17 protein-coding genes are annotated in these 18,628 nt (G+C 64.2%); 7 read left to right on the forward strand and 10 right to left on the reverse strand.

The genetic code is table 11. The features are described 5' to 3' along the window. The first annotated feature begins 91 nt into the window (after positions 1-91). The 4 genes from K7711_RS44505 to K7711_RS44520 all read left to right on the forward strand — a co-directional run bounded on the left by K7711_RS44505 (position 92) and on the right by K7711_RS44520 (position 3,847). Positions 92-1,384 carry an MFS transporter gene (locus K7711_RS44505; protein ID WP_222978771.1) on the forward strand — a complete coding sequence of 431 codons (1,293 nt, stop codon included), beginning with the start codon at positions 92-94 and terminating at the stop codon, positions 1,382-1,384. Between the two features lie 25 nt (positions 1,385-1,409). Continuing rightward, complete coding sequence (locus K7711_RS44510) at positions 1,410-2,162, forward strand: SDR family NAD(P)-dependent oxidoreductase (protein ID WP_222978772.1); 753 nt, start codon at positions 1,410-1,412, stop codon at positions 2,160-2,162. Positions 2,163-2,166: 4 nt separating this feature from the next. Beyond that, positions 2,167-3,015, forward strand: a complete 849-nt coding sequence (locus K7711_RS44515) for a PaaI family thioesterase (protein ID WP_222978773.1) — start codon at positions 2,167-2,169, stop codon at positions 3,013-3,015. A gap of 313 nt (positions 3,016-3,328) precedes the next feature. After that, entirely contained in the window at positions 3,329-3,847 is a 519-nt protein-coding gene (locus tag K7711_RS44520) for a MaoC family dehydratase (protein WP_222978774.1), read from the forward strand. A 221-nt stretch (positions 3,848-4,068) separates the two neighbouring features. Here the strand turns inward: K7711_RS44520 and K7711_RS44525 are convergent, their stop codons facing one another. The 5 genes from K7711_RS44525 to K7711_RS44545 all read right to left on the reverse strand — a co-directional run bounded on the left by K7711_RS44525 (position 4,069) and on the right by K7711_RS44545 (position 9,845). Then, the gene (locus tag K7711_RS44525; RefSeq protein ID WP_222978831.1) at positions 4,069-4,977 is read right to left on the reverse strand and encodes an enoyl-CoA hydratase; all 909 of its coding nucleotides are present in this window, start codon (positions 4,975-4,977) and stop codon (positions 4,069-4,071) included. Positions 4,978-5,039: 62 nt separating this feature from the next. Next, positions 5,040-6,164 (reverse strand): serine hydrolase domain-containing protein, encoded by a 1,125-nt coding sequence (locus K7711_RS44530; protein ID WP_308015216.1) that lies wholly within the window; start codon positions 6,162-6,164, stop codon positions 5,040-5,042. A 55-nt stretch (positions 6,165-6,219) separates the two neighbouring features. Then, on the reverse strand, positions 6,220-7,425 hold the full coding sequence (locus tag K7711_RS44535) for an amidohydrolase family protein (RefSeq protein ID WP_222978776.1): 1,206 nt from the start codon (positions 7,423-7,425) through the stop codon (positions 6,220-6,222). Positions 7,426-7,535: 110 nt separating this feature from the next. Then, complete coding sequence (locus tag K7711_RS44540; protein ID WP_222978778.1) at positions 7,536-8,675, reverse strand: acyl-CoA dehydrogenase family protein; 1,140 nt, start codon at positions 8,673-8,675, stop codon at positions 7,536-7,538. 399 nt (positions 8,676-9,074) lie between these two features. Then, entirely contained in the window at positions 9,075-9,845 is a 771-nt protein-coding gene (locus K7711_RS44545; RefSeq protein ID WP_222978786.1) for a FadR/GntR family transcriptional regulator, read from the reverse strand. 222 nt (positions 9,846-10,067) lie between these two features. Here K7711_RS44545 and K7711_RS44550 point away from each other — a divergent pair, with 222 nt between their 5' ends. Continuing rightward, the gene (locus tag K7711_RS44550) at positions 10,068-11,288 is read left to right on the forward strand and encodes a CaiB/BaiF CoA transferase family protein (protein ID WP_222978788.1); all 1,221 of its coding nucleotides are present in this window, start codon (positions 10,068-10,070) and stop codon (positions 11,286-11,288) included. Between the two features lie 62 nt (positions 11,289-11,350). Here K7711_RS44550 and K7711_RS49175 read toward each other — a convergent pair whose 3' ends face one another. Further along, positions 11,351-12,463, reverse strand: a complete 1,113-nt coding sequence (locus tag K7711_RS49175) for an acyl-CoA dehydrogenase family protein (RefSeq protein WP_222978790.1) — start codon at positions 12,461-12,463, stop codon at positions 11,351-11,353. Between the two features lie 6 nt (positions 12,464-12,469). Beyond that, positions 12,470-13,237: an enoyl-CoA hydratase/isomerase family protein gene (locus tag K7711_RS44560; RefSeq protein WP_235748758.1), complete on the reverse strand. Its 768-nt coding sequence runs from the start codon at positions 13,235-13,237 to the stop codon at positions 12,470-12,472. A 201-nt stretch (positions 13,238-13,438) separates the two neighbouring features. On the opposite strand from K7711_RS44560, the gene K7711_RS44565 reads away from it, so the two are divergent. Continuing rightward, complete coding sequence (locus K7711_RS44565; protein ID WP_222978792.1) at positions 13,439-14,662, forward strand: CaiB/BaiF CoA transferase family protein; 1,224 nt, start codon at positions 13,439-13,441, stop codon at positions 14,660-14,662. 28 nt (positions 14,663-14,690) lie between these two features. Here the strand turns inward: K7711_RS44565 and K7711_RS44570 are convergent, their stop codons facing one another. The 3 genes from K7711_RS44570 to K7711_RS44580 are packed head-to-tail and all read right to left on the reverse strand — an operon-like array spanning position 14,691 to position 17,595. Then, on the reverse strand, positions 14,691-15,875 hold the full coding sequence (locus tag K7711_RS44570) for an acyl-CoA dehydrogenase family protein (RefSeq protein WP_222978793.1): 1,185 nt from the start codon (positions 15,873-15,875) through the stop codon (positions 14,691-14,693). A 35-nt stretch (positions 15,876-15,910) separates the two neighbouring features. Further along, the gene (locus K7711_RS44575) at positions 15,911-17,086 is read right to left on the reverse strand and encodes an acetyl-CoA C-acyltransferase (RefSeq protein WP_222978795.1); all 1,176 of its coding nucleotides are present in this window, start codon (positions 17,084-17,086) and stop codon (positions 15,911-15,913) included. A 26-nt stretch (positions 17,087-17,112) separates the two neighbouring features. After that, on the reverse strand, positions 17,113-17,595 hold the full coding sequence (locus K7711_RS44580) for a MaoC family dehydratase (RefSeq protein WP_308015217.1): 483 nt from the start codon (positions 17,593-17,595) through the stop codon (positions 17,113-17,115). 129 nt (positions 17,596-17,724) lie between these two features. Here K7711_RS44580 and K7711_RS44585 point away from each other — a divergent pair, with 129 nt between their 5' ends. Further along, on the forward strand, positions 17,725-18,624 hold the full coding sequence (locus tag K7711_RS44585; RefSeq protein WP_222978797.1) for an enoyl-CoA hydratase/isomerase family protein: 900 nt from the start codon (positions 17,725-17,727) through the stop codon (positions 18,622-18,624). Positions 18,625-18,628: the final 4 nt, after the last annotated feature.

Raw genomic sequence — 18,628 nt, forward strand, 5'->3', positions numbered from 1 at the left:
GTCGTTCGAGTCGCCCTCGCCTTCAGAGCTCCCCGCGAGCGGGTCTGCCGCGCCGTCGCGACGGCAGTCACGCCGCGCGTCCCTCGCCGGCATGCTCGGCACGCTCGTCGAGTACTACGACTTCAGCGTCTACGTGTTTCTCGCCGGGATCCTCGCACCGTCCTTCTTCCCCACAGAAAATCCAGCCGTAGCCACACTGGGCGCACTCCTTGTATTCGCCTCGGCGTACCTCGTTCGACCGCTGGGCGGAATCGTGTTCGGGTGGATCGGTGATCGGGCAGGCCGCCGGACTGCGCTCACTGCGACGGTGATATTGATGGGTTCAGCGTCGGTCGTCACCGGAGTCCTGCCAACGTACGCCTCGATCGGATTTCTAGCCCCGGTGCTGCTGGTGCTGCTGCGACTGCTTCAGGGGCTTTCCGCAGGCGGTGAGCTGGTAGGCGCGCTCACCCTGGTCGCCGAGTCCGCGACACCACGACGACGCGGACTGCTGTCGTCATTGGTCACCGCCGGTTCCACCCTGGGCTTCGCGCTGGCAACCGGAGTTCTCGGGGCCACCGCATTCGTCGTCGGGCAAAGTGCCATGGCGGTATGGGGCTGGCGGATTCCGTTTTTGCTCTGCCTACCCCTCACGGCGATCTGCCTGGTGGTGCGGTTGCGCCTGGAAGAGAGCCCGGAGTTCGAACATAGACGTCAGGCCGACAATGAACATCGCCCGATCCGTGCTGTACTCCAGAGCCACAAGGCGGCACTGGCCATCGTCACGGTGATCGCGTTCTCACTCAATACGACCGGTTACGTCGGCCTCACCTATGTCAGCGGATTCCTGCAGAAAGTCCACGGTTTTTCCACCGCCTACGCCTCGACGCTCTCGATGATCGTGCTGGCGGTGGCCTCAATGACCGGAACTCCCCTCGGGGGCCTCCTAACCGATCGTTTCGGCCGACGCCGGGTATTCATCGCTGCCACCGCAGCCATCGCTGTGCTTGCGCTACCGTTGTTCCTGCTCATGCAGTCGACTCCCGACGTCGGAGCGATCGGCGTGGCATACCTGCTCATCATGGTGCTCAACGGGGCGCAGTCGGTCGCCGGTTTCTCGCTGTACACCAGCATTTTCCCGACCGAGGTCCGATACACGGGAGCCGCGATCGGGCACAATGCCGGGCTCATCCTCGGAGGTGGATTCACCCCCTACATCGCCGCACAACTCGTGCTGTGGTCAGGTCACCCGGTAGCACCTGCCATCTGGATGATCCTGGGAGCCATTCTCGGCATCATCGCGGTCGCCAAGTCCTCGCGGATCCCGGACCTGATCCCCGACGGCCGAACTCCATCCCGCTCAGCCACCCACACGCCGAGAGTAGATCGGCTTCCCGGACCGTAAGTAACCCAATGACAGGAGTGTTCAATTGTCCGTCGGACCGCACGACCATGCGCCCCGCGTCGCCATCGTGACCGGAGGCACCCGCGGTATCGGTGCCGCCCTCACCAGGCGGCTTGCAAAGCGCGGATCCCACGTCGTCGCCATCTACCGGGGAGACGACGCCTCCGCGCAGCGCATACAGCAGAAACTGGACGGTGTCACCGCGGTACGGGCCGACCTGGCCGACCCAGAAGCATGTGTGGGGCTCGTCGAAGACGTCCTTGCCGAGCACGGACGGATCGACCACCTGGTGAACAACGCCGGACTACTACTCGAAGCGCGATCCTCGGATACGACCATCACCGACTGGGATCAGGTCGTGGCAGTAAACCTCTCGGCAGCCTTCCATCTGGCCCGCACCGCTGTACCGGTCATGCGCGCCGCGGGGTATGGGCGAATCGTCAACATCAGCTCGGTCACTGCCGTGATGGGCAGTCCCAGCGAAGCCGCCTACGGCGCGGCGAAAGCCGGATTGCACGGGTTGACGCGTTCACTCGCCAGGGAGACCGCCCGCCACGGCATCACAGTGAACACTGTGGTCCCCGGGGTGTTCGACACCGATATGACCGCATCGATGCCGGAAAAGACTCGGGCGGCGATCCTGGGAATGATCCCGGTCGGGCGCAGGGGCAACCCCGATGAACTCGCGGCTGCCGTCGAATTCCTTCTCGGGGACGACGCCGGATACTGCACCGGATCAGTGCTCACGGTCGACGGCGGCCTCAGTATGGGCGGTTGATCACATGGCCCTGCAATGGTGGACGCGCCTGCCACCGGTGCCTGCGCTGTCCGAACTCGGCATCCGCACCTCGTCAGCGGCGGACGGCGTCGAAACGAGCCTCGACCTGGGCCCACAGTGGAAGGGAGCTGGAGTCGCAGGCCTGGCCGCGCTGCTCTGCGACGCCGCGACCGGCGCGGCTGTCGGGACGCTCGAACCGGAGCGCGCACTCGCCACGGCGATGCTCGCCGTACAGGTCACCGGCTCCCTGGGCACCACAGGCCAGGTCCGCGCCGTAGCGTCACCCGGCGTACGCCGCGGTGATTACGTGCTCGCGACGGCGAACGTCCTGGATGACAGTGGCACCGAGTTCGCACGGGCCACAAGCTGGTGGGCGATCCGTGAACCACGAGCGCCTCGCCATGGCGGCCCTATCGACATTCCGCCTCCGGCTCGGACAGCACCTTTCATCCCGCCTCCGGTCGACTCGATCAACACCCCTTTCGGCCACAGACTGGGGCTCACCGGATTTCGCCGGGACCGCGTGGGCACCTCGTTCGAGCTCACCGACCCAACCCGATTCCACAACCGGAGCAGCACCTTGCACGGTGGTCTCGGCGCACTACTGGCCGCACTCGCCGCCACTGCCGCGATGGACGACGGTATGCGTACACCCGAAGTCTTGTCGCTGACCTGCCACTACTTGCGAGCCGCCGGTCCGGGCGCCGATCCGGTGAGAGTCCGCGGCTACAGCGTTCGCAGCGGCCGGACGTCCGGGGTGGCCCGCGGCGAGGTCGCGGCACCAGACGGCAGACCCGCTGTCATCGCAGATGTAACGGTCGCCTTCATGCCGTCGACCTACGCCCCCAGGTGACACCTTCACGGCCGGGTGTAGGCCGCGAGCGCATGCGCTCGACCAGTATCGCGGGATGCCAAGGCAGGCTGTGCTGCCAACATCGCCATGCCACAGCCCTTCTCTGGGAGGAGAAGGGACACTGCGGATGGACTTCGTCACCTTGCTCGACCGGGTCGAGTCCGCAGCCTCGCGGCTGCAGGCGCTGACCGTTCCGGGACCGAGTGTGGGTGATCAACTCGGTCGCCTGGCGTTATGAAAACCCGTCAGCAATCAGTTAATCTATTTATCTATAGGGTGCATTGGGTGCTCTAGTCATCAGAATCGGAGATCCATGACCGTGACCGAGCCACAACTATCCAGCGCAGAGGTCGAGCCGTTGGTCCGCGGTAAAACCTGGGAGGAGATGGTCCCTGGTTCGGTGTTCCGTACCGCCCGCCGGACGGTTACCGAGGCAGATCTCGTCCAGTTCATCACCTGGGGCGGGTTCAATGAACCGTTGTTCTATGACAACTCACATGCCGCCGCGGGGGGCTACACCGGCCGCCTGATCCCCGGCGCGATGATCTACTGCATCGCTGAAGGCCTGATCCTGCAGACCAACGTCCTGAACGGGACAGGCCTGGCCTTCATGCACATGGAGCTGACCATCTCTCGGCCTGTCTACGTCGGCGACACCCTGCACGCGCTGGTACACACCACCGAATCCCGGGCGTCCAGCAAGCCCGGCCGCGGGGTCGTCACAGCGCGTGTGAGTGTACGCAATCAGCGGGACGAGGAGGTGCTCGTATTCACGCCGGTCCGGCTGATCCGTGGAGCCGATTTCGTCGAGCCCGCGGAAACTGGGGCCTGAGAACAGCTAGAAATTGCGGACTGCCCAGTAGTTCGGCGGCCGTCGCCGATCGGAGGGGACCGAACCACTGGGCATCACCGGCCATAGCCTCGCCATTCAGCTCGAGAACAACTACCTGTACTGCGAATCGGTAAGTCCGCAGATCAATTCCTTCGTGTAATTCCGTTCGATCAAACAAAATGCGGATGAATTGATATGTAGCACGATCTTCTGTCCGACGGTCAGGGAATATCTCGCCGCGCCAGCCGTGGCGGGCCTGCAGTGCGCCAGTCGGCGCTATCCACGCCTGGTTTCGCTGCGGGGTAGCCATCCCCGTTGAGGTCCCTCCAGTGCGCATGATTCAGCTGATGGAGGTAGAAGTTGCTCTGCAGCGCGGTATTGAAACCCATGGTGTCCAGTGTCTGGTTGACCGAATCCTTGATCAACAACGCTGTCATGGTGGGCCGTTCGGCGATGCGGCGGGCGAACTCCTCGGTCCGGCTTTCGAGTTCACCCGGTGGGAACACCTTGCTGAGCATGCCCAGGCGGTATGCATCCTCGGCATCCAGTGCGTCCCCTGTGAGCAGCAACTCCTTCGCCTTGCGCGGACCGAACTCCCAGGGATGCGCAAAGTACTCCACCCCGCACATCCCCAGTCTGGTCCCGACGACGTCGGCGAAGACAGCGTCCTCCGAGGCAACGATGAGGTCGCATGCCCACATAAGCATCAATCCGGCAGCAAGCACGTGGCCCTGCACCTGTGCGATGGTAATTTTGCGCAGGTTCCGCCAATCACGCGTATTGGCGAAGAAGTGCTCCCACTCCTGCAGCATCTGTTTCTCAACTCCACCCGGGCGTGTCCCGCCATGGACGAGAGTCGAAGGATGGGCGTCCGGGCCGGGCTCGGACTCGCGCCGGTGCACCGCCGAACCCATATCGTGCCCCGCCGAGAAGGCTTTACCCGCACCGGCCAGGATCACAACCCGGACCGTGTCGTCGGCCTCGGCGAGGCCGAAGGCCTCGTCGAGCTCCACCAGCAGACCACGGTTCTGCGCATTGCGTGCGCTGGGCCGGTTGAGCGTAATGCGTGCGATCCGCCCTTCGTCGAGTGTCTCGTAATCGACGAATTCGAACTTGTCTACTGTGCTCATATCCTTGCGGCATTCCTTTTCGTCGATCCCTGCCACCGGGCGAACAGTGTGGCAGCACTTTGTCAGATCAGGTCGGCCGCGAGATTCGACCAGTTGATCAGCATCGCCGCCCCGCGGGGCGTCAGGTCGTAACCGGTCTGCGGATAGCCATTGCTGAGCACACAGAACGAAATCCCGCTCACCGGATCGCAGAAACCGATCTGATATGCCGAGCCTGCGTGACCGAAAGTCTCCGGAGAGCCCGTCGCCGGCATCCATCCGTCGGGGTTGTCACCCCGGACGTTGACGAAAAGACCGACCGAGGCAGGCTTCACACCGCCGCCGTAGAGCTTGTCTCCCGCCGGGATTGCGGTCACGTGCGGCCGTGTCGCCTCGGCGATTACCGCTCGTGACCACAACGACGAGTGCAGCAGGGCCTGGTAGTGCAGCGCAACGTCGGAGGCGCCAGCACACACCGCGTGCGCCGGCTCACCTGCTGCCACGATCCGGCGGTCGCGGAAGAACCACGGCCCCCACGGATCAACCTCGGAGCCGTCGCCGTCCGTGCAGACCATGGGGGCGACGGTGGCGATCTGCTGCTCCTCGCTCAGCCCGAGGGCAAAACCGAGACCGAGCGGTTCAGCGATCTCCCGGTGTAGATAGTCGGCCAGGCAGAGCCCGGCGCGCCGCTCGACGACCTCGGCGATGACCCATGCAGTGGACGTCAAGTGGTACTGCAGCACCTCACCTGGCGGGCTGTCGAGCCGCCACTTGGCGAAGGCGGCCATACGTGCGTCCCGGTCGGCCATCTTCGGATACCCGAGCGGAGCGAAGGCCAAGCCCGCGGTATGCGTGAGCATATGCGCGAGCGTCACCACGCCCTTTCCGTTGGTACCGAACTCGGGAATGATGTCCGCGACATATTCGGATACATCGATCTTGCCGTCGTCGATCAGCTTCCAGATCGCGCTCGCGACGATGGTCCGACCGACCGACTGCAAGATGTACCGGGGCGCTCCCCCGCCCCAGGTCTCGTTCGCAACCAGCCGACCGGCTCGGGCAACGGCGACCTGAACGGACGGGAGCGCTCCGTGCTCGACCTCCAGGCGGATCCGACGCAACAGCACATCAAGGCGGTACGGATCTATGCCGACGTCCTCGGCCGGTACGATCGCACGGCTCTGCGCGAAGACTCCACCACCTGGCACGGCAGCCTCGTGCCCGTTCAAAGGCCGGCCGATGAGCAGGGGAATACGGTGGGCATTATTTCGCGCCAAGGAGCTCGAGCCCGTTGTCGCGGAGAAAGCGCTTGCGCGCGTCCTCGCCGAGACCCTCCACTTTGGCGTAGAAGTCCGCGGGTTCACGCAAGCCCTCGGCGTGCGGCCAGTCCGAACCCATCAGCAGGGAGTCGACGCCGCCCAGCCGATCGGCCAGGGCAATGGTGTCATCCTCCGGATAAGGCACGACGCGCACGTGACGCCGGAAGATCGTGCTCGGCCGTTCCGTCAGCTGTCCACCGAGCCAACGGCCGTTGCGGGCCATCCCACGGCTCTTGTCCATATGCCGGATGAAATGCGGAACCCACTCCGCGCCGTACTCACTGACCAGAACCTTGATATTCGGAAAACGGCCGAACAGATTGTCGAAGATCAGCGCCGACAGCGTATCGGTGATCGGCCGCTCACCGTAGGTGTTCTGCCACTGCCAAGCCGAGAACTGGAAGGGTGGGACCAGCCCCCACCCCCAATGCGAGGCCACATTTTCCTGGTAGTGGTACTCGGTGATATGGAAGGCGACGACGGCTTTGGCCTCGTTGACCCGTGCCCAGAACGGGTCGAAGTAGGGGTCGCCCGGAGAACGGCCGTTGACCGGCCCCGGCGGAAGCATGATGAACCGCGCTCCGGCCGCGAGCACACGGTCGAGTTCCTCGCAGGCTCGGTCCAGGTTATCCAGCGACAGCAGCGCCGGCGCGTAGATCCGGTCCCTGGTATTGAAACCCCAATCCTCGTCGATCCAGCGGTTGAACGAGGTGAGATTGTCGAACAGAACGTCACCCTTCAGGTATGCCCAAACGAACAGCCCCCAGCCTCCCGGGTACATGATCGACCGCTCGATCTGCTGCTCGGTCAGCTGAGTCAGGCGGGCTTCCTTGTCCTGGTATTCCTTCTGGATCGGTTCGTAGAAGCGCTCAGCGTCACCGCCGTCCCCGGACGAACGAGCCTTGAGCATCTCGACCAACGAGCCCGGCACGTACGCCTGGTCGAGGTTGTTTTCGAGGGCGTTGACGATGCGATCGTTCGCCAACAGCATCTTGCGGGTGCCGTCCGCCGACATGATCGGCCGAATCGCGGTGTCCAGCTTGTTCGTCGGCATGAACCGGGTGAAGCAGTCCTCTGCCTCGATGGAGTGCTGGTCGAAGTCCAGCAGCTTGTACGGGAGCACCTCTACCGAGTTCTCGATCATTGCCATTCACGAAGTCCCTTCACACAGTCGGCCCTGTCGACACGGAGCCGACCAGGCGGATAATGAGAGATTCTATCTTAATGAGTTATATCTTCACAATGATTGCTTTGGGTCGGTCAGTAGGTACGTAGCCCCATGCTGCGCGCGATACCGTTGCGCTGGATCTGGCTTGTCCCGCCCGAGATGGTGGTCACGATCGACTCGCGGTATCGGAAGCTCATCACACTCTCTGTCGAGAACCCGTGACCGGCCATCACCTGCATACCGAGCCGAGCAGCATTGGCATATGTCTCCGACCCCTTGAGCTTCGCCATGGCTCCCTCCCGCGTGCAGGACATGCCCTGCGCGAGCATCCATGCCGCCCTGCGCGTGAGGAGCCGAGCCGAGTCGATCTCCACCTGCAGATCAGCCATCGCGTGCGCAAGCGCCTGGAACTCGCCGATCGGACGGCCGAATGCGTGCCGGACCTTCGAATATTCGAGCATCTCGTCGAGCGTCGCCTGCGCGGCGCCGACATAACCACCACTGAGCAGGACCCGCTCCAGCTCGAGGTTCGACAGCATGACCTTCCACGCCTCACCCTCTGGGCCGACCAGGTTTTCCTTGCTCACCTCGACGTCCGTGAGCGAGACCTCGGTGGTGCCCAGGATGTGCCGCGCCAGTGTCGGTGTGCGGCGAATTTCCATGCCTCGGGCGTTCGGGTCGACCAGCAGCAGGCTCAGTCCTTTGTGCTTCGGTTCCCGCGCTCCGGTCCGTACATACATCGCGATCGTGGTGTTGGGCTGCCCCCCGCCGGTGCACCACATCTTCTGCCCGTTCACGACATAGTGGTCGCCGTGCGCGGCGGCGCTCGTGCGCAGCGCCGCCGCATCCGATCCTGTCTCGGGCTCCGAGATGGCCACCGCCAGACGATGTTTCCCGGTCATGATTTGTTCCTGCACCCAGCGCTTCTGATCCGGATTCGCCCATCGGAATACGGTCATGGCGGGAATGAGGACCCCGATGAAACACATCGACACGTCGAAGCTCGCGCGTCCCAACTCCTCGGCGATCAGGGCAAGCTCGATCGGCCCACCTCCCTCTCCGCCATCCTGCTCCGAGAAGGGGAGGGAGAACCAGCCGAGATCTGCAAAACCGTTCAACAATTCATCGGGGAGCACCCCCTCCTCGTCCCATCGCTTCGCCGTCTCCGGCGGGCAGACTTTCGTCACGAAATCGTGTGCGGTCTTCCGGAGCATCTCCTGCTCGTCGGTCATCCCAAAGTCCACGAGGGCATCCTTCCCACACTGAGTCGCGCGGGCATGCGTCGACTCCCCATTATCTAATTCATTATACTATGAGTCGGGTTGGTGGAGATTTGACAGACTCATACCGAAACGGAAATCACATCGAGTGCCACCTCAGGGTTCGACACCGAACACGCCGCTAGCACGCAGTTGTCGACGGGGCGAGCACCGAATGTCACGCGTATCACATGCGCGGAGGCAAGCGCTGACCGGAGAGTGCAGGGCCGAACAATCCCTGGTCGAGGAGAACGACGACAACAAAGGGTCGCAGTGAGAAGTGCAGGTACGCATACACAAAAGACGGTGCCCCGGTTGACGCGCTGTCAGCGCGTCAACCGGGGCACCGTCTGGTGGTAATCCCGGTGGAAGTCAGCCCATGAGGTCCAGCACCGTGGTGATATCAGGGCGCAGCAGGTAATCGCGAGCCTCGGTCAGATGCTTGCGCCAAACCTCCTCGGCACCGGACTCGACGCCGGCCTCGATGAGATCGACCACCCTATGATGGGCCTTCAGCCCCAAACTTATACCCGTTTCATTGGGCGTGGAGGCCTTCGCTTCCACCCAGTCGATGTTCGCTTGGTCGATGATGTGCTGGACCATACCGGTCAGGACACGCAGGGTCTGGTTACCGCTCAGCTCGACCAACAACGCGTGAAATGCCGTATGCGTCCGGATTGCCAACATAGGCGTATCGGCCGCAGCCTCGTGATCCTTGAGTGCGGCCCGCAACCGTTGGACGTCCGCATCGGTTCGGCGGGCGGCGAGCAGCCCGATAATAGGGGGCTCGATCAGGAGGCGTGCCTCGTACACATCGGCCAGGGTCGTTCCGCGGAACTCGAGGACGAAGCCAGCATACCGTGCGGCAACGTCGATATTCGGTATCTGGACCCGCGCGCCGCCATGGGCGCCGCGCCGCACGGTGATGAGCGACTCGGACTCGAGCACGCGGAACGCTTCGCGCAGAGTGGGGCGGGAAACATTGAACCGTTCGAGCAGTTCCCCCTCGGACGGCAAGGCCGCGCCCTCGGCGAGATCACCGCGTATGATTTGCCGGCGGAGCTGGTCGGCGATCAACTCCGCTGTCTTCGGCAGGCGGGGTGGCTGAAGCCTCCCGGCGGATACCGCATCGAGCTGGGCCACTGCCTTCCTCTCGGTTTCATTCGCAGGGATCATGCTCGCAATAGCATGACTAGTTATCTTACTATACCCTATCGGCCGCAACCGCATCGTTGACGACCCGCCGCAAGAGCTGCCGAATCAGCCCGGCAGCAGCGACTCCCGCGAGACGACGAAGGACGGGAGCGACGCCTCAGCGTTGCCGCCACAGCTCGACCGATGCCATAATAACTTAATGATTTATCTATGTTACGGGTTGGGTGGTCCCGCGTGACGGCTGCTGACAAACACAGCGCGACCCATGACCTCCACGGCGCGTTACACGGCGTGAAGGTAATCGAGATCGCCGGTCTCGGGCCTGGCCCGTACGCAGCAATGCTTCTGTCCGATATGGGAGCCGATGTTATCCGGGTGGATCGCCCGGGGCCCGTCTCGGGCAGGCCGGAGGTCTACGCATTGGCCCGTGGCCGCCGGTCGGTCGCGATCGACATGAAGCAGCATGAGGGCCTGGCGACGCTTCTCGATCTGGTCGGCGCTGCAGACGTCCTCCTGGAGGGGTTCCGGCCCGGTGTCGCCGAACGGCTCGGCTTCGGCCCGGCCGTGTGCTGCGACCGCAATCCGCAGCTCGTCTACGCCCGAATGACCGGTTGGGGACAGGACGGACCGTTCAGCCAGATGGCCGGACACGACCTGAACTACCTGGGACTCACGGGTGCATTGACATTGCTGCAGCAATCGGCGGACACTGCTCCCCCGTCTCCTCCGGGGTTCATTGCCGACTTCGGCGGCGGCGGACTCATGATGGCCTTCGGTATCGTGAGCGCGCTGTTCGCAGCGAAGCAATCCGGCTCCGGCCAGGTGATAGACGCATCCATGGTCGACGGCGTCGCATCACTGACGACTCTGATCTACTCCATGACCGCCCAGGGCCGCTGGCACCTGGACCAGCCCGGCACCAACTTCTGCGACGGCGGCGCGCCTTACTACGCAACATACGAAACCGCGGACAACAAGTTTCTCGCGGTAGCTCCCATCGAGCCGCAGTTCTACGAGACCATGGTCGGCCTGCTCGGCCTGTCGCTGAACGAACTGCCCGACCGCGACGACCCTGCCCAATGGCCCAAGCTGAAGGAGCTGTTCGCCGGGATCTTCCGCGCGAAACCACGCGACCACTGGATCAGCCTGTTCGACGGAACCGACGCGTGTGTCACTCCGGTCCTCAATTTCGCCGAGGCACAACAACATCCACACAACGTGGCCCGGCGCACCTTCGTAGAGAATTTCGGCGTTGTGCAACCGGCCCCTGCCCCGCGCTTGAGTGGCACACCGGCGACCATCGCCCGCCCGCCCGCGATCCCCGGCGCCCATTCTCGCGAAATACTGCTCGACTGGGGTCTGGCTTCCGAGCGGATCGATGGCCTGATCGATTCGGGCGTGGTCATCGAACGTACCGTCCCGCCCGCATAGCTCTACCTATGCCACGGTATGGGCCCGGTCCGCGCGGACCGGGCCCATACCCTTCTTGCTTGTCAGATGCCGATACGGTCGGCGACGAGTTGCCGCTGAAAATCCGAACCACCGAGTAGGGCCTGAGAACCCTTCGCACGTTTCAGATACAAGTGCGCCGGGTGTTCCCAGGTAAATCCGATACCACCGTGGATCTGGATGTTATCCCCTGCAGCCTGCAGGTAGGTGTCGATGCAATGGGCTTTGACCATCGGGGCCACCACCGGCATATCGGCATGCCCGGTCGCCGCCGCCCACAGTGCGTAGTAGACCGCGGAACGCGAGGACTCCAGATCGACCAGCATCGAAGCGCACATGTGCTTGATCGCCTGGAACGATCCGATCGGGCGCCCGAACTGTTCTCGTACCTTGGCGTACTCCACGGCCATATCGAGCGCCCGGCCGGTGCCACCGAGTGCATCCGCGGCGAGTGCGATCGAGGTGAGATCAAGCATTCGGGCGACCGCAACTTCCGGATCCGACGCGGCAATCCGCTCGGCCGGTGTGTCGGCGAAAGTCAAGCGCGCGAGCTTGCGGGTTTGGTCCATGGTTGGCAGCGGAATCCGCTCGAGGCCCGAGGCAGATGCTTCGACCGCGAATACACCGATCCCGTCGCCCGCGCGCGCTACGACGAACACCAGATCGGCACCGGCCCCGTCGACGACATAAGACTTGTGACCGTCGAGCCGCCAGTCTCCGCCATCCTGACGTGCTGCCAGCGTCACCGCATCCGTCTGCCATGAACCGGCATCCTCCGCCAGCGCAACGGTCGCGATCAGTTCACCACTCGCAATTCCCGGCAACCAGCGCGCGCAAGCGGCCTCGTCACCGAGCGCAAGCAGCAGCTGAGGAGCCATCACTCCGGACGCCAGGAACGGCGACACTGTCAGCGCACGGCCGAGCTCCTCGAGTGCGATACCGAGTTCGATGAAAGTGAATCCGGCGCCGCCGTACTCCTCGGGTACTGCAATACCTTGAAGCCCGAGCTCGTTGCCCATCTGCTTCCACAACTGCCGGTCGAAGCCGGCAGGTTCGGCCATCTGCACTCGAACACCGGCCTCGCCGGCTCGTTCGGTCAGAAACTCGCGCAGTACTTCCTGCAGCGTGGCCTGCTCGTCGTTGAGTGCGAATTCCACCGCGACTCACCCCTTCCGGGCGGCAAACTTCTCCGGTACCGCGCGGTACTCGGAGGTATCGTGTGATTGACTCTCAGCGGCCAGGCCGTATCCCAACATCGAGACCGAGGCCTGACGCAGGTGCTGGTTGAGGACCATCTTGGTGTCCTGGACCGCCTGCGGGGGCAGATCCGCGAGCTTTCGGGCGCTCTCCATCGCGTTCGCCATCAGCTGATCGGCAGGGTCTGCATAGGTAGCCAGCCCCAGCGCGACAGCGTCCGCGGCCGGAATGCGATCGCCCAGCAGCAAATAGCGCTTTGCCCTGAGGAGGCCGATGTTCAGCGGCATCGCCACCGCCCCTCCGTCGCCGGCCACCAGGGCCACCTGCACATGTGGATCCGCCATATAGGTCGCCTCGGATATGTGCACGATGTCGCAGGCGGCGGCCAGCGTGCAGCCCAGTCCGACTGCGGGCCCGTTCACTGCGGCCACCACCGGCAGATGGACGTTGACGAGGTCCTCGAAGATCTGGCGCCCTTCTCGCAACCGTGCCCTGCGCTGACCGAGATCGTCCGCCAAAACGGCGAAGTCATCGATGTCGCCCCCCGCGCTGAAGGCGCGGCCGGCCCCTGTCAACACGACCGCGCGGGCCTTCGGGTCCGCACATACTTCACGGAAGGCGGCCAGCACAGCGAGATGCATCTCAGCGCTGAATGCGTTACGCGCGTCCGGACGGTTGAGCGTGACCACCCTGACAGGACCGTCCGCGGAGACGATTACGCACTCGTCTGTCATGTTCACACTCCTTGTGCGAGTCGGTGGCTGGTTCGATCTTCCTCGTCGGCCACGGCGCGACGACATTGACGAGGTCAACAGTAGAAAGATACAACTACTTATACTACATACGCTGAATGGTGTCGTACGCGCTCCCACACGGGCGACCGAAGAGCACCTGGTGGAAACAGCCGTCCAGCTGATACGGAAGAGGTAACGACGATGTCACCCAAAGCGCTCGACGGAGTGCGAATTTTGGACCTGAGCCGGATTCTGGCCGCGCCCTTCGCCACCCAACAGCTGGCGGACCTCGGCGCCGACGTGATCAAAGTCGAGCAGCCCGGACGCGGCGACGACGCGCGCGAGTACGGTCCGCCGTTCCTGGGCGACCGCGCGGACACCGGGATGGCGGCCTTCTTCCTCAGCTGCAACCGCAACAAGCGATCGGTGACATTGGACTTCACCACCGCACGCGGGCAGCAAATCGTATATGACCTGCTGGAGCACTGCGACGTCGTGGTCGAGAACTTCCGCCCGGGCGTCCTGGACAAGTACGGACTCGGCTGGGAAGAGGTGCACAACCGGTTCCCGCACGTGGTTATGTGTTCGGTCACCGGATTCGGACAAGATGGCCCCTACCGCGCACGGCCCGGCTACGACGGCATTTTCCAGGCTGTCAGCGGGATGATGAGCGTGTCCGGCATCCCCGATGGGCAACCCGGCGCCAGCCCGATGAAATCCGGGCTGTCCCTCGTGGACCTTCTCACCGGCCTTTACGCGACTTCAGCGATCCTGGCCGGTCTGCGCCACCGCGACCGTACCGGTGAAGGCCAGTATCTCGATGTCTCGCTGCTCGACTGCGGGATTGCGAGCATGTCCCATTACGTCGAGAATTATCTGGTCTCGGGAACTGTCCCAGAGCGCCGCGGAAACGGCGGCTTCGGCGGAATTCCGTCTCAGGCGTTCACCTGCTCGGATGACCGGATGATCTTCCTGGTGGCTTCCTCGAACGCACAGTTCGGCCGCGCATGCGGTGCCCTCGGGCGCCCGGAACTCGTCCAGGACCCTCGTTTCGATTCGATCGCCGCGCGGATCGGGCACCGGACCGAATTGCTGGAAATCCTCGAGGAGATCTTCCGGACCAAGCCCGCTGCACACTGGCTCATCGAGTTGGAAGCCGTCGATGTTCCGGTCGGGCCGGTCAACAATATTGCCGAGGCGCTTTCCGACCCGCATGTCCGCTCGCGCGACCTGCAGATGACGATGCAGCATGCGCAGGAAGGGCCGATCCCGGGGCTGCGGTACCCGATCAAGATGTCCGGCACCCCGGTGAAGGAGTACGCCGCGCCACCTTTACTGGGCGCGGACCAGGACGCGGTGCTGGGCGGTCTTCTCGGCTACGACGCCGACAAGATAGCCGCCCTCGCCGCAGACGGAGTGATCTGACCCGATACCTCGGCCCCGGGCACCGCGCTCAGACGGGGCGCGGCTCCCGGGGGAGGCCGAGGGTGCGCTCGGCGAGCACGTTCAACTGAATCTGCGTGGTGCCACCGAAGATCGACTCCGACCGGCTGCCCAGAAACACCTGCTGCAACCGGTTGAGCTGGTACTCCTCACCCACGACTTCGGCCGCCGCGTCGAGCGCGCGCATCGCGGTCTCCCCCATCCGAATATGCGATTTGCTCGCGAAGACTTTGCTCAGTGAGGCCTGGGTGGTGGCGTCGATGCCACGACCCTTGATAGCCGTCATCAAGCGTCGGCCGTTCCACTCCATGATGCGAGCCTCCGTCCAGGCACGGACCAGGTCCCTGCGCAGCGCGGCCCCCGGAGCGCGACCGTGTGCCCGAGCTGCCTCGATCATCGCGTCGACCTCATGCTGAATGCGCAGATGGTCACCCAACAAGGTGGTGCCACGCTCGGTGCCGAGGGCCCCCATCGCCACCCCCCACCCCTGGTTCACCTCGCCGACGACCAGATCGGCCGAGGTGCGGGCACCATTGAAGAAAACTTCGCAGAAGTCGTCGCCGCCGAGCATGTTCCTGATGGGCCGGACGTCGACGCCCGGCTGATCGGCGGGGACCAACAACATCGAGATACCGCGGTGTCGTGGGGCATCCGGATCTGTGCGGCACAGCACGTAGAGCCAGTCGGCGAATCCTCCGTGCGAAGTCCATACCTTCTGGCCGTCGATGACCCACTGGTCACCGTCGAGCCGGGCCCGAGTGCGTAGCCCGGCCAGGTCGGAGCCGTTACCAGGCTCGCTGAATCCTTGGCCCCACAACTCCTCGACGCGTGTGATCGGCGGCAGGAAGCGTGTCTTCTGCTCCGCGCTGCCGAACGCCAGCAGGGTCGGGCCGAAAAGGTCCTGGCCCTGGTTCGTGGCACGGAACGGCGGGTCCGCCCGCGCGTATTCCAGCTGGTAGATCAGCTGCTGGTCCACGGAAGCGTTGCGACCGCCGTACTCCTCGGGCCAGCCCAGGCACAACCAGCCACCGGCGGCCAGCTCCCGATCCCATGCCAGCCGCACGTCGAAAGCCTCGGCGTCCCATGAGACGCCGACACCGCGGTGCCGGGCGAACTCGCCCACCACGTGCTCTTCGAACCAGGTGCGCACTTCCTGCTGGAAATCCGCGAGTTCCGGGGTGAGTGTCAAATCCACTGTGACGGTCCTCCAGTCGGTAGGTGAGCGGGCTCTTACAGCCGCTCGATGATGGTGCCCGTGCCCATACCGCCGCCGACGCACATCGTGACCAGGGCGTATCGTCCGCCGGTCCGTTCGAGTTCGTACAGTGCCTTGGTCAGCAACACACCGCCGGTGGCGCCGAGGGGATGCCCCAATGCGATGGCCCCGCCGTTGATGTTGACACGGCTCATATCGGCCTTCGTTTCGTGTGCCCAGGCGAGTGCAACCGACGCGAACGCCTCGTTGATCTCGATGACGTCCATGTCCTCGAGGGTCAGTCCGGTCCGCTCCATCAGCGCCTGGGTCGCGGGGATCGGCCCGGTCAGCATCATCACCGGATCGTTGCCGACCAGCAAGGTGTCGACGACCCGAGCCCGCGGGCGGACACCCAGCTCCGCGGCTCGTTCCTCGGTCATCAGCAACAGTGCGGACGCTCCGTCGGAGATCTGCGACGAGGTACCGGCGGTGTGCTGGGCGCCGGGCCTGTCCGCCAGGTTGAGCCGCAAGCCCGCCAGGCCCGCTGCGGTAGTGGGCCGTGGGCACTCGTCCACCGCGATCGTCCGTGTGCTGGTGACCGCGCCGACCTCGTCCACCACCGGTACGGTCACGGGGACGATCTGCGAGACGAACCGCTGTTCGGCGATCGCGCGAGCGGCTCGTTCCTGCGAGATCACGGCGAACTGCTCCAACTGGGCGCGGGTGAATCCCCACTTCTCGGCAATCCGCTCGGCGGCCTCGAATTGGGTGGTGATCTCGTAGTGCTTTTCGTAGCGCTCGGTCTTCGAGCGCCCGAGTTCCGGCAGCACCGAAGCGGTCATCGACACTTGGTTCATCGACTCCACACCACCGGCGATCGCGACGTCGGTGACCCCACCGGCCACAAGCCCATAGGCGAGCGTGAAAGCTTGCTGTGATGAGCCGCACTGCGTGTGGACTGTGAACGCCGCAGCCCGCTCGTCGAGGCCCGCAGCCAGCCAGGCGCTACGGGTCACATTGCCGGACTGCTGGCCGACCTGACTCACGCAACCGCCGGCTACCTGACCGACCACTGCGGAATCCACGCCTGCGCGTTCCAAAGTCGCCGCGAGCACGTCGCTCAGCAGGTCGGGTGCTGGGTAGTGGGACAGGCCCCCGCGCTTCTTTCCGACCGCGGAACGGACTGCTTCGACGATGACGACGTCGGACATTTGACTTCTCCTCGACTCGCTGGTGCTCACAGGTAGTAACGGCCGAGTGACTCGACGACGAGTGCCGGCTTCTCGCTACCGTTGATTTCGACCTCGGTCTGCACGGTGAGCTGCACTGCAGGACCGTGTTCGGTCACATCGACCAGGGTCGAGCCGGCGCGGATTTGCGAACCAACTTTCACCGGCGAGATGAAGCGCAGTCGATTGACGCCGTAGTTGACCGCCATCTTGGCCTGCACCCGATAGATCTGGCCGGTCAACACCGGAAGTAGCGAAGCGCTGAGCCAACCGTGCGCGATCGTTGTCCCGAAGGGGCCCTCGGCGGCACGTCCGGCGTCGACGTGGATCCACTGGAAATCGCCGGTGGCCTCGGCGAACTGATCGATCCGCGCCTGCTCGACCGGCAACCACGCACTGTATCCGAGGTGGCTGTGGACCAAGCCCCGCATCTGTTCGAGGCTCGTCAAGACCAAGGCGCCGCTCGCATCGACGGTGTTCTGACCGGTCACAAGACACTCCCTTTTGCCGGGTCGGCACCGAGACCAGGTGCGGACACCACTAACAGAATTACTATTTAGATGATAGAACTATAAAGATCCTCAGGATGGCAGGACAAGAGGCCCCCTCGACCGCGCACGATGGCGATCCGATACTGGCGCCCGGCTGCTGGACAACCGCCCTCCCCAAGCCCGGACCTCGTACGCGCTCGAGCTTCGGGCCGTTGGACCATCGACCGAACAGGAGAGCCGACCGTGGCAGACGTCCTTGTACAAGACAGAGAAGACGGCGTGCGGGTTCTACGCTTCAACCGACCGGACCGACTCAACGCCCTGACGCCGGACATGGTGGCCACGATCACCCAGCACGTGAGCGAAGCCACGGCACACCGCGCCGTACTACTCACGGGGAGCGGCCGGGGCTTCTGCGCCGGTGTCGATATCGCGGGCGCGGATGAGCGCCAGCGCGGACGCAGCAACGCCGATGGACTGGCCATGCAGGAACGCTTCGGCCGGATGATCCTCGCGGTCGCGCAGGCACCTTGCCCGGTCGTGTCCGCAGTGAACGGCCCCGCGGCAGGCGCCGGACTGGCGCTCAGCGTGGCCAGCGATATTCGGCTCGCCGGCCGTTCCGCGCGTTTTATCATCGGCGCACCGAGAATCGGGCTGTCGGCGGGTGAGTGCGGACTCAGCTACTTTCTCCCCAGGCTGATCGGAATGGGTCGCGCAGCCGAGTGGATGCTCACCAACCGGACGGTCGAGTCCTCCGAAGCCTTCAATATCGGCCTGGTCACCACCCTCGTAGACGATGAGAAACTCGAAGAAGCCGCAGAGGATGCGCTCGCCCGGATCATCGCGCTGAGCCCCTTCGGCCAGAAGATGACCAAACAGGTCTACCGACAGAACGTAGACGCCTCCTGTCTCGACGCGGCGCTGGATCTGGAGAACCGCACCCAGATCCTGGCCAATGCAACCGTGGATGCAGCCGAGGCTCGGGCCGCATTCATGGAGAAACGGACACCGAACTTCGTGGGCCGATAGCGGC

This window comes from Nocardia coffeae (assembly GCF_019890715.1).
GTDB classification, from domain to species: domain Bacteria; phylum Actinomycetota; class Actinomycetes; order Mycobacteriales; family Mycobacteriaceae; genus Nocardia; species Nocardia jiangxiensis.

Coding starts and splice junctions, on each gene's coding strand:
- K7711_RS44565 (WP_222978792.1), top strand. CDS start 13,439: ATGTCACCCAAAGCGCTCGACGGAGTGCGAATTTTGGACCTGAGCCGG.
- K7711_RS44560 (WP_235748758.1), bottom strand. CDS start 13,237: ATGACAGACGAGTGCGTAATCGTCTCCGCGGACGGTCCTGTCAGGGTG.
- K7711_RS44505 (WP_222978771.1), top strand. CDS start 92: ATGCTCGGCACGCTCGTCGAGTACTACGACTTCAGCGTCTACGTGTTT.
- K7711_RS44525 (WP_222978831.1), bottom strand. CDS start 4,977: ATGAGCACAGTAGACAAGTTCGAATTCGTCGATTACGAGACACTCGAC.
- K7711_RS44585 (WP_222978797.1), top strand. CDS start 17,725: ATGGCGATCCGATACTGGCGCCCGGCTGCTGGACAACCGCCCTCCCCA.
- K7711_RS44520 (WP_222978774.1), top strand. CDS start 3,329: ATGACCGTGACCGAGCCACAACTATCCAGCGCAGAGGTCGAGCCGTTG.
- K7711_RS44535 (WP_222978776.1), bottom strand. CDS start 7,425: ATGGCAATGATCGAGAACTCGGTAGAGGTGCTCCCGTACAAGCTGCTG.
- K7711_RS44515 (WP_222978773.1), top strand. CDS start 2,167: ATGGCCCTGCAATGGTGGACGCGCCTGCCACCGGTGCCTGCGCTGTCC.
- K7711_RS44550 (WP_222978788.1), top strand. CDS start 10,068: ATGTTACGGGTTGGGTGGTCCCGCGTGACGGCTGCTGACAAACACAGC.
- K7711_RS44575 (WP_222978795.1), bottom strand. CDS start 17,086: ATGTCCGACGTCGTCATCGTCGAAGCAGTCCGTTCCGCGGTCGGAAAG.
- K7711_RS44540 (WP_222978778.1), bottom strand. CDS start 8,675: ATGACCGACGAGCAGGAGATGCTCCGGAAGACCGCACACGATTTCGTG.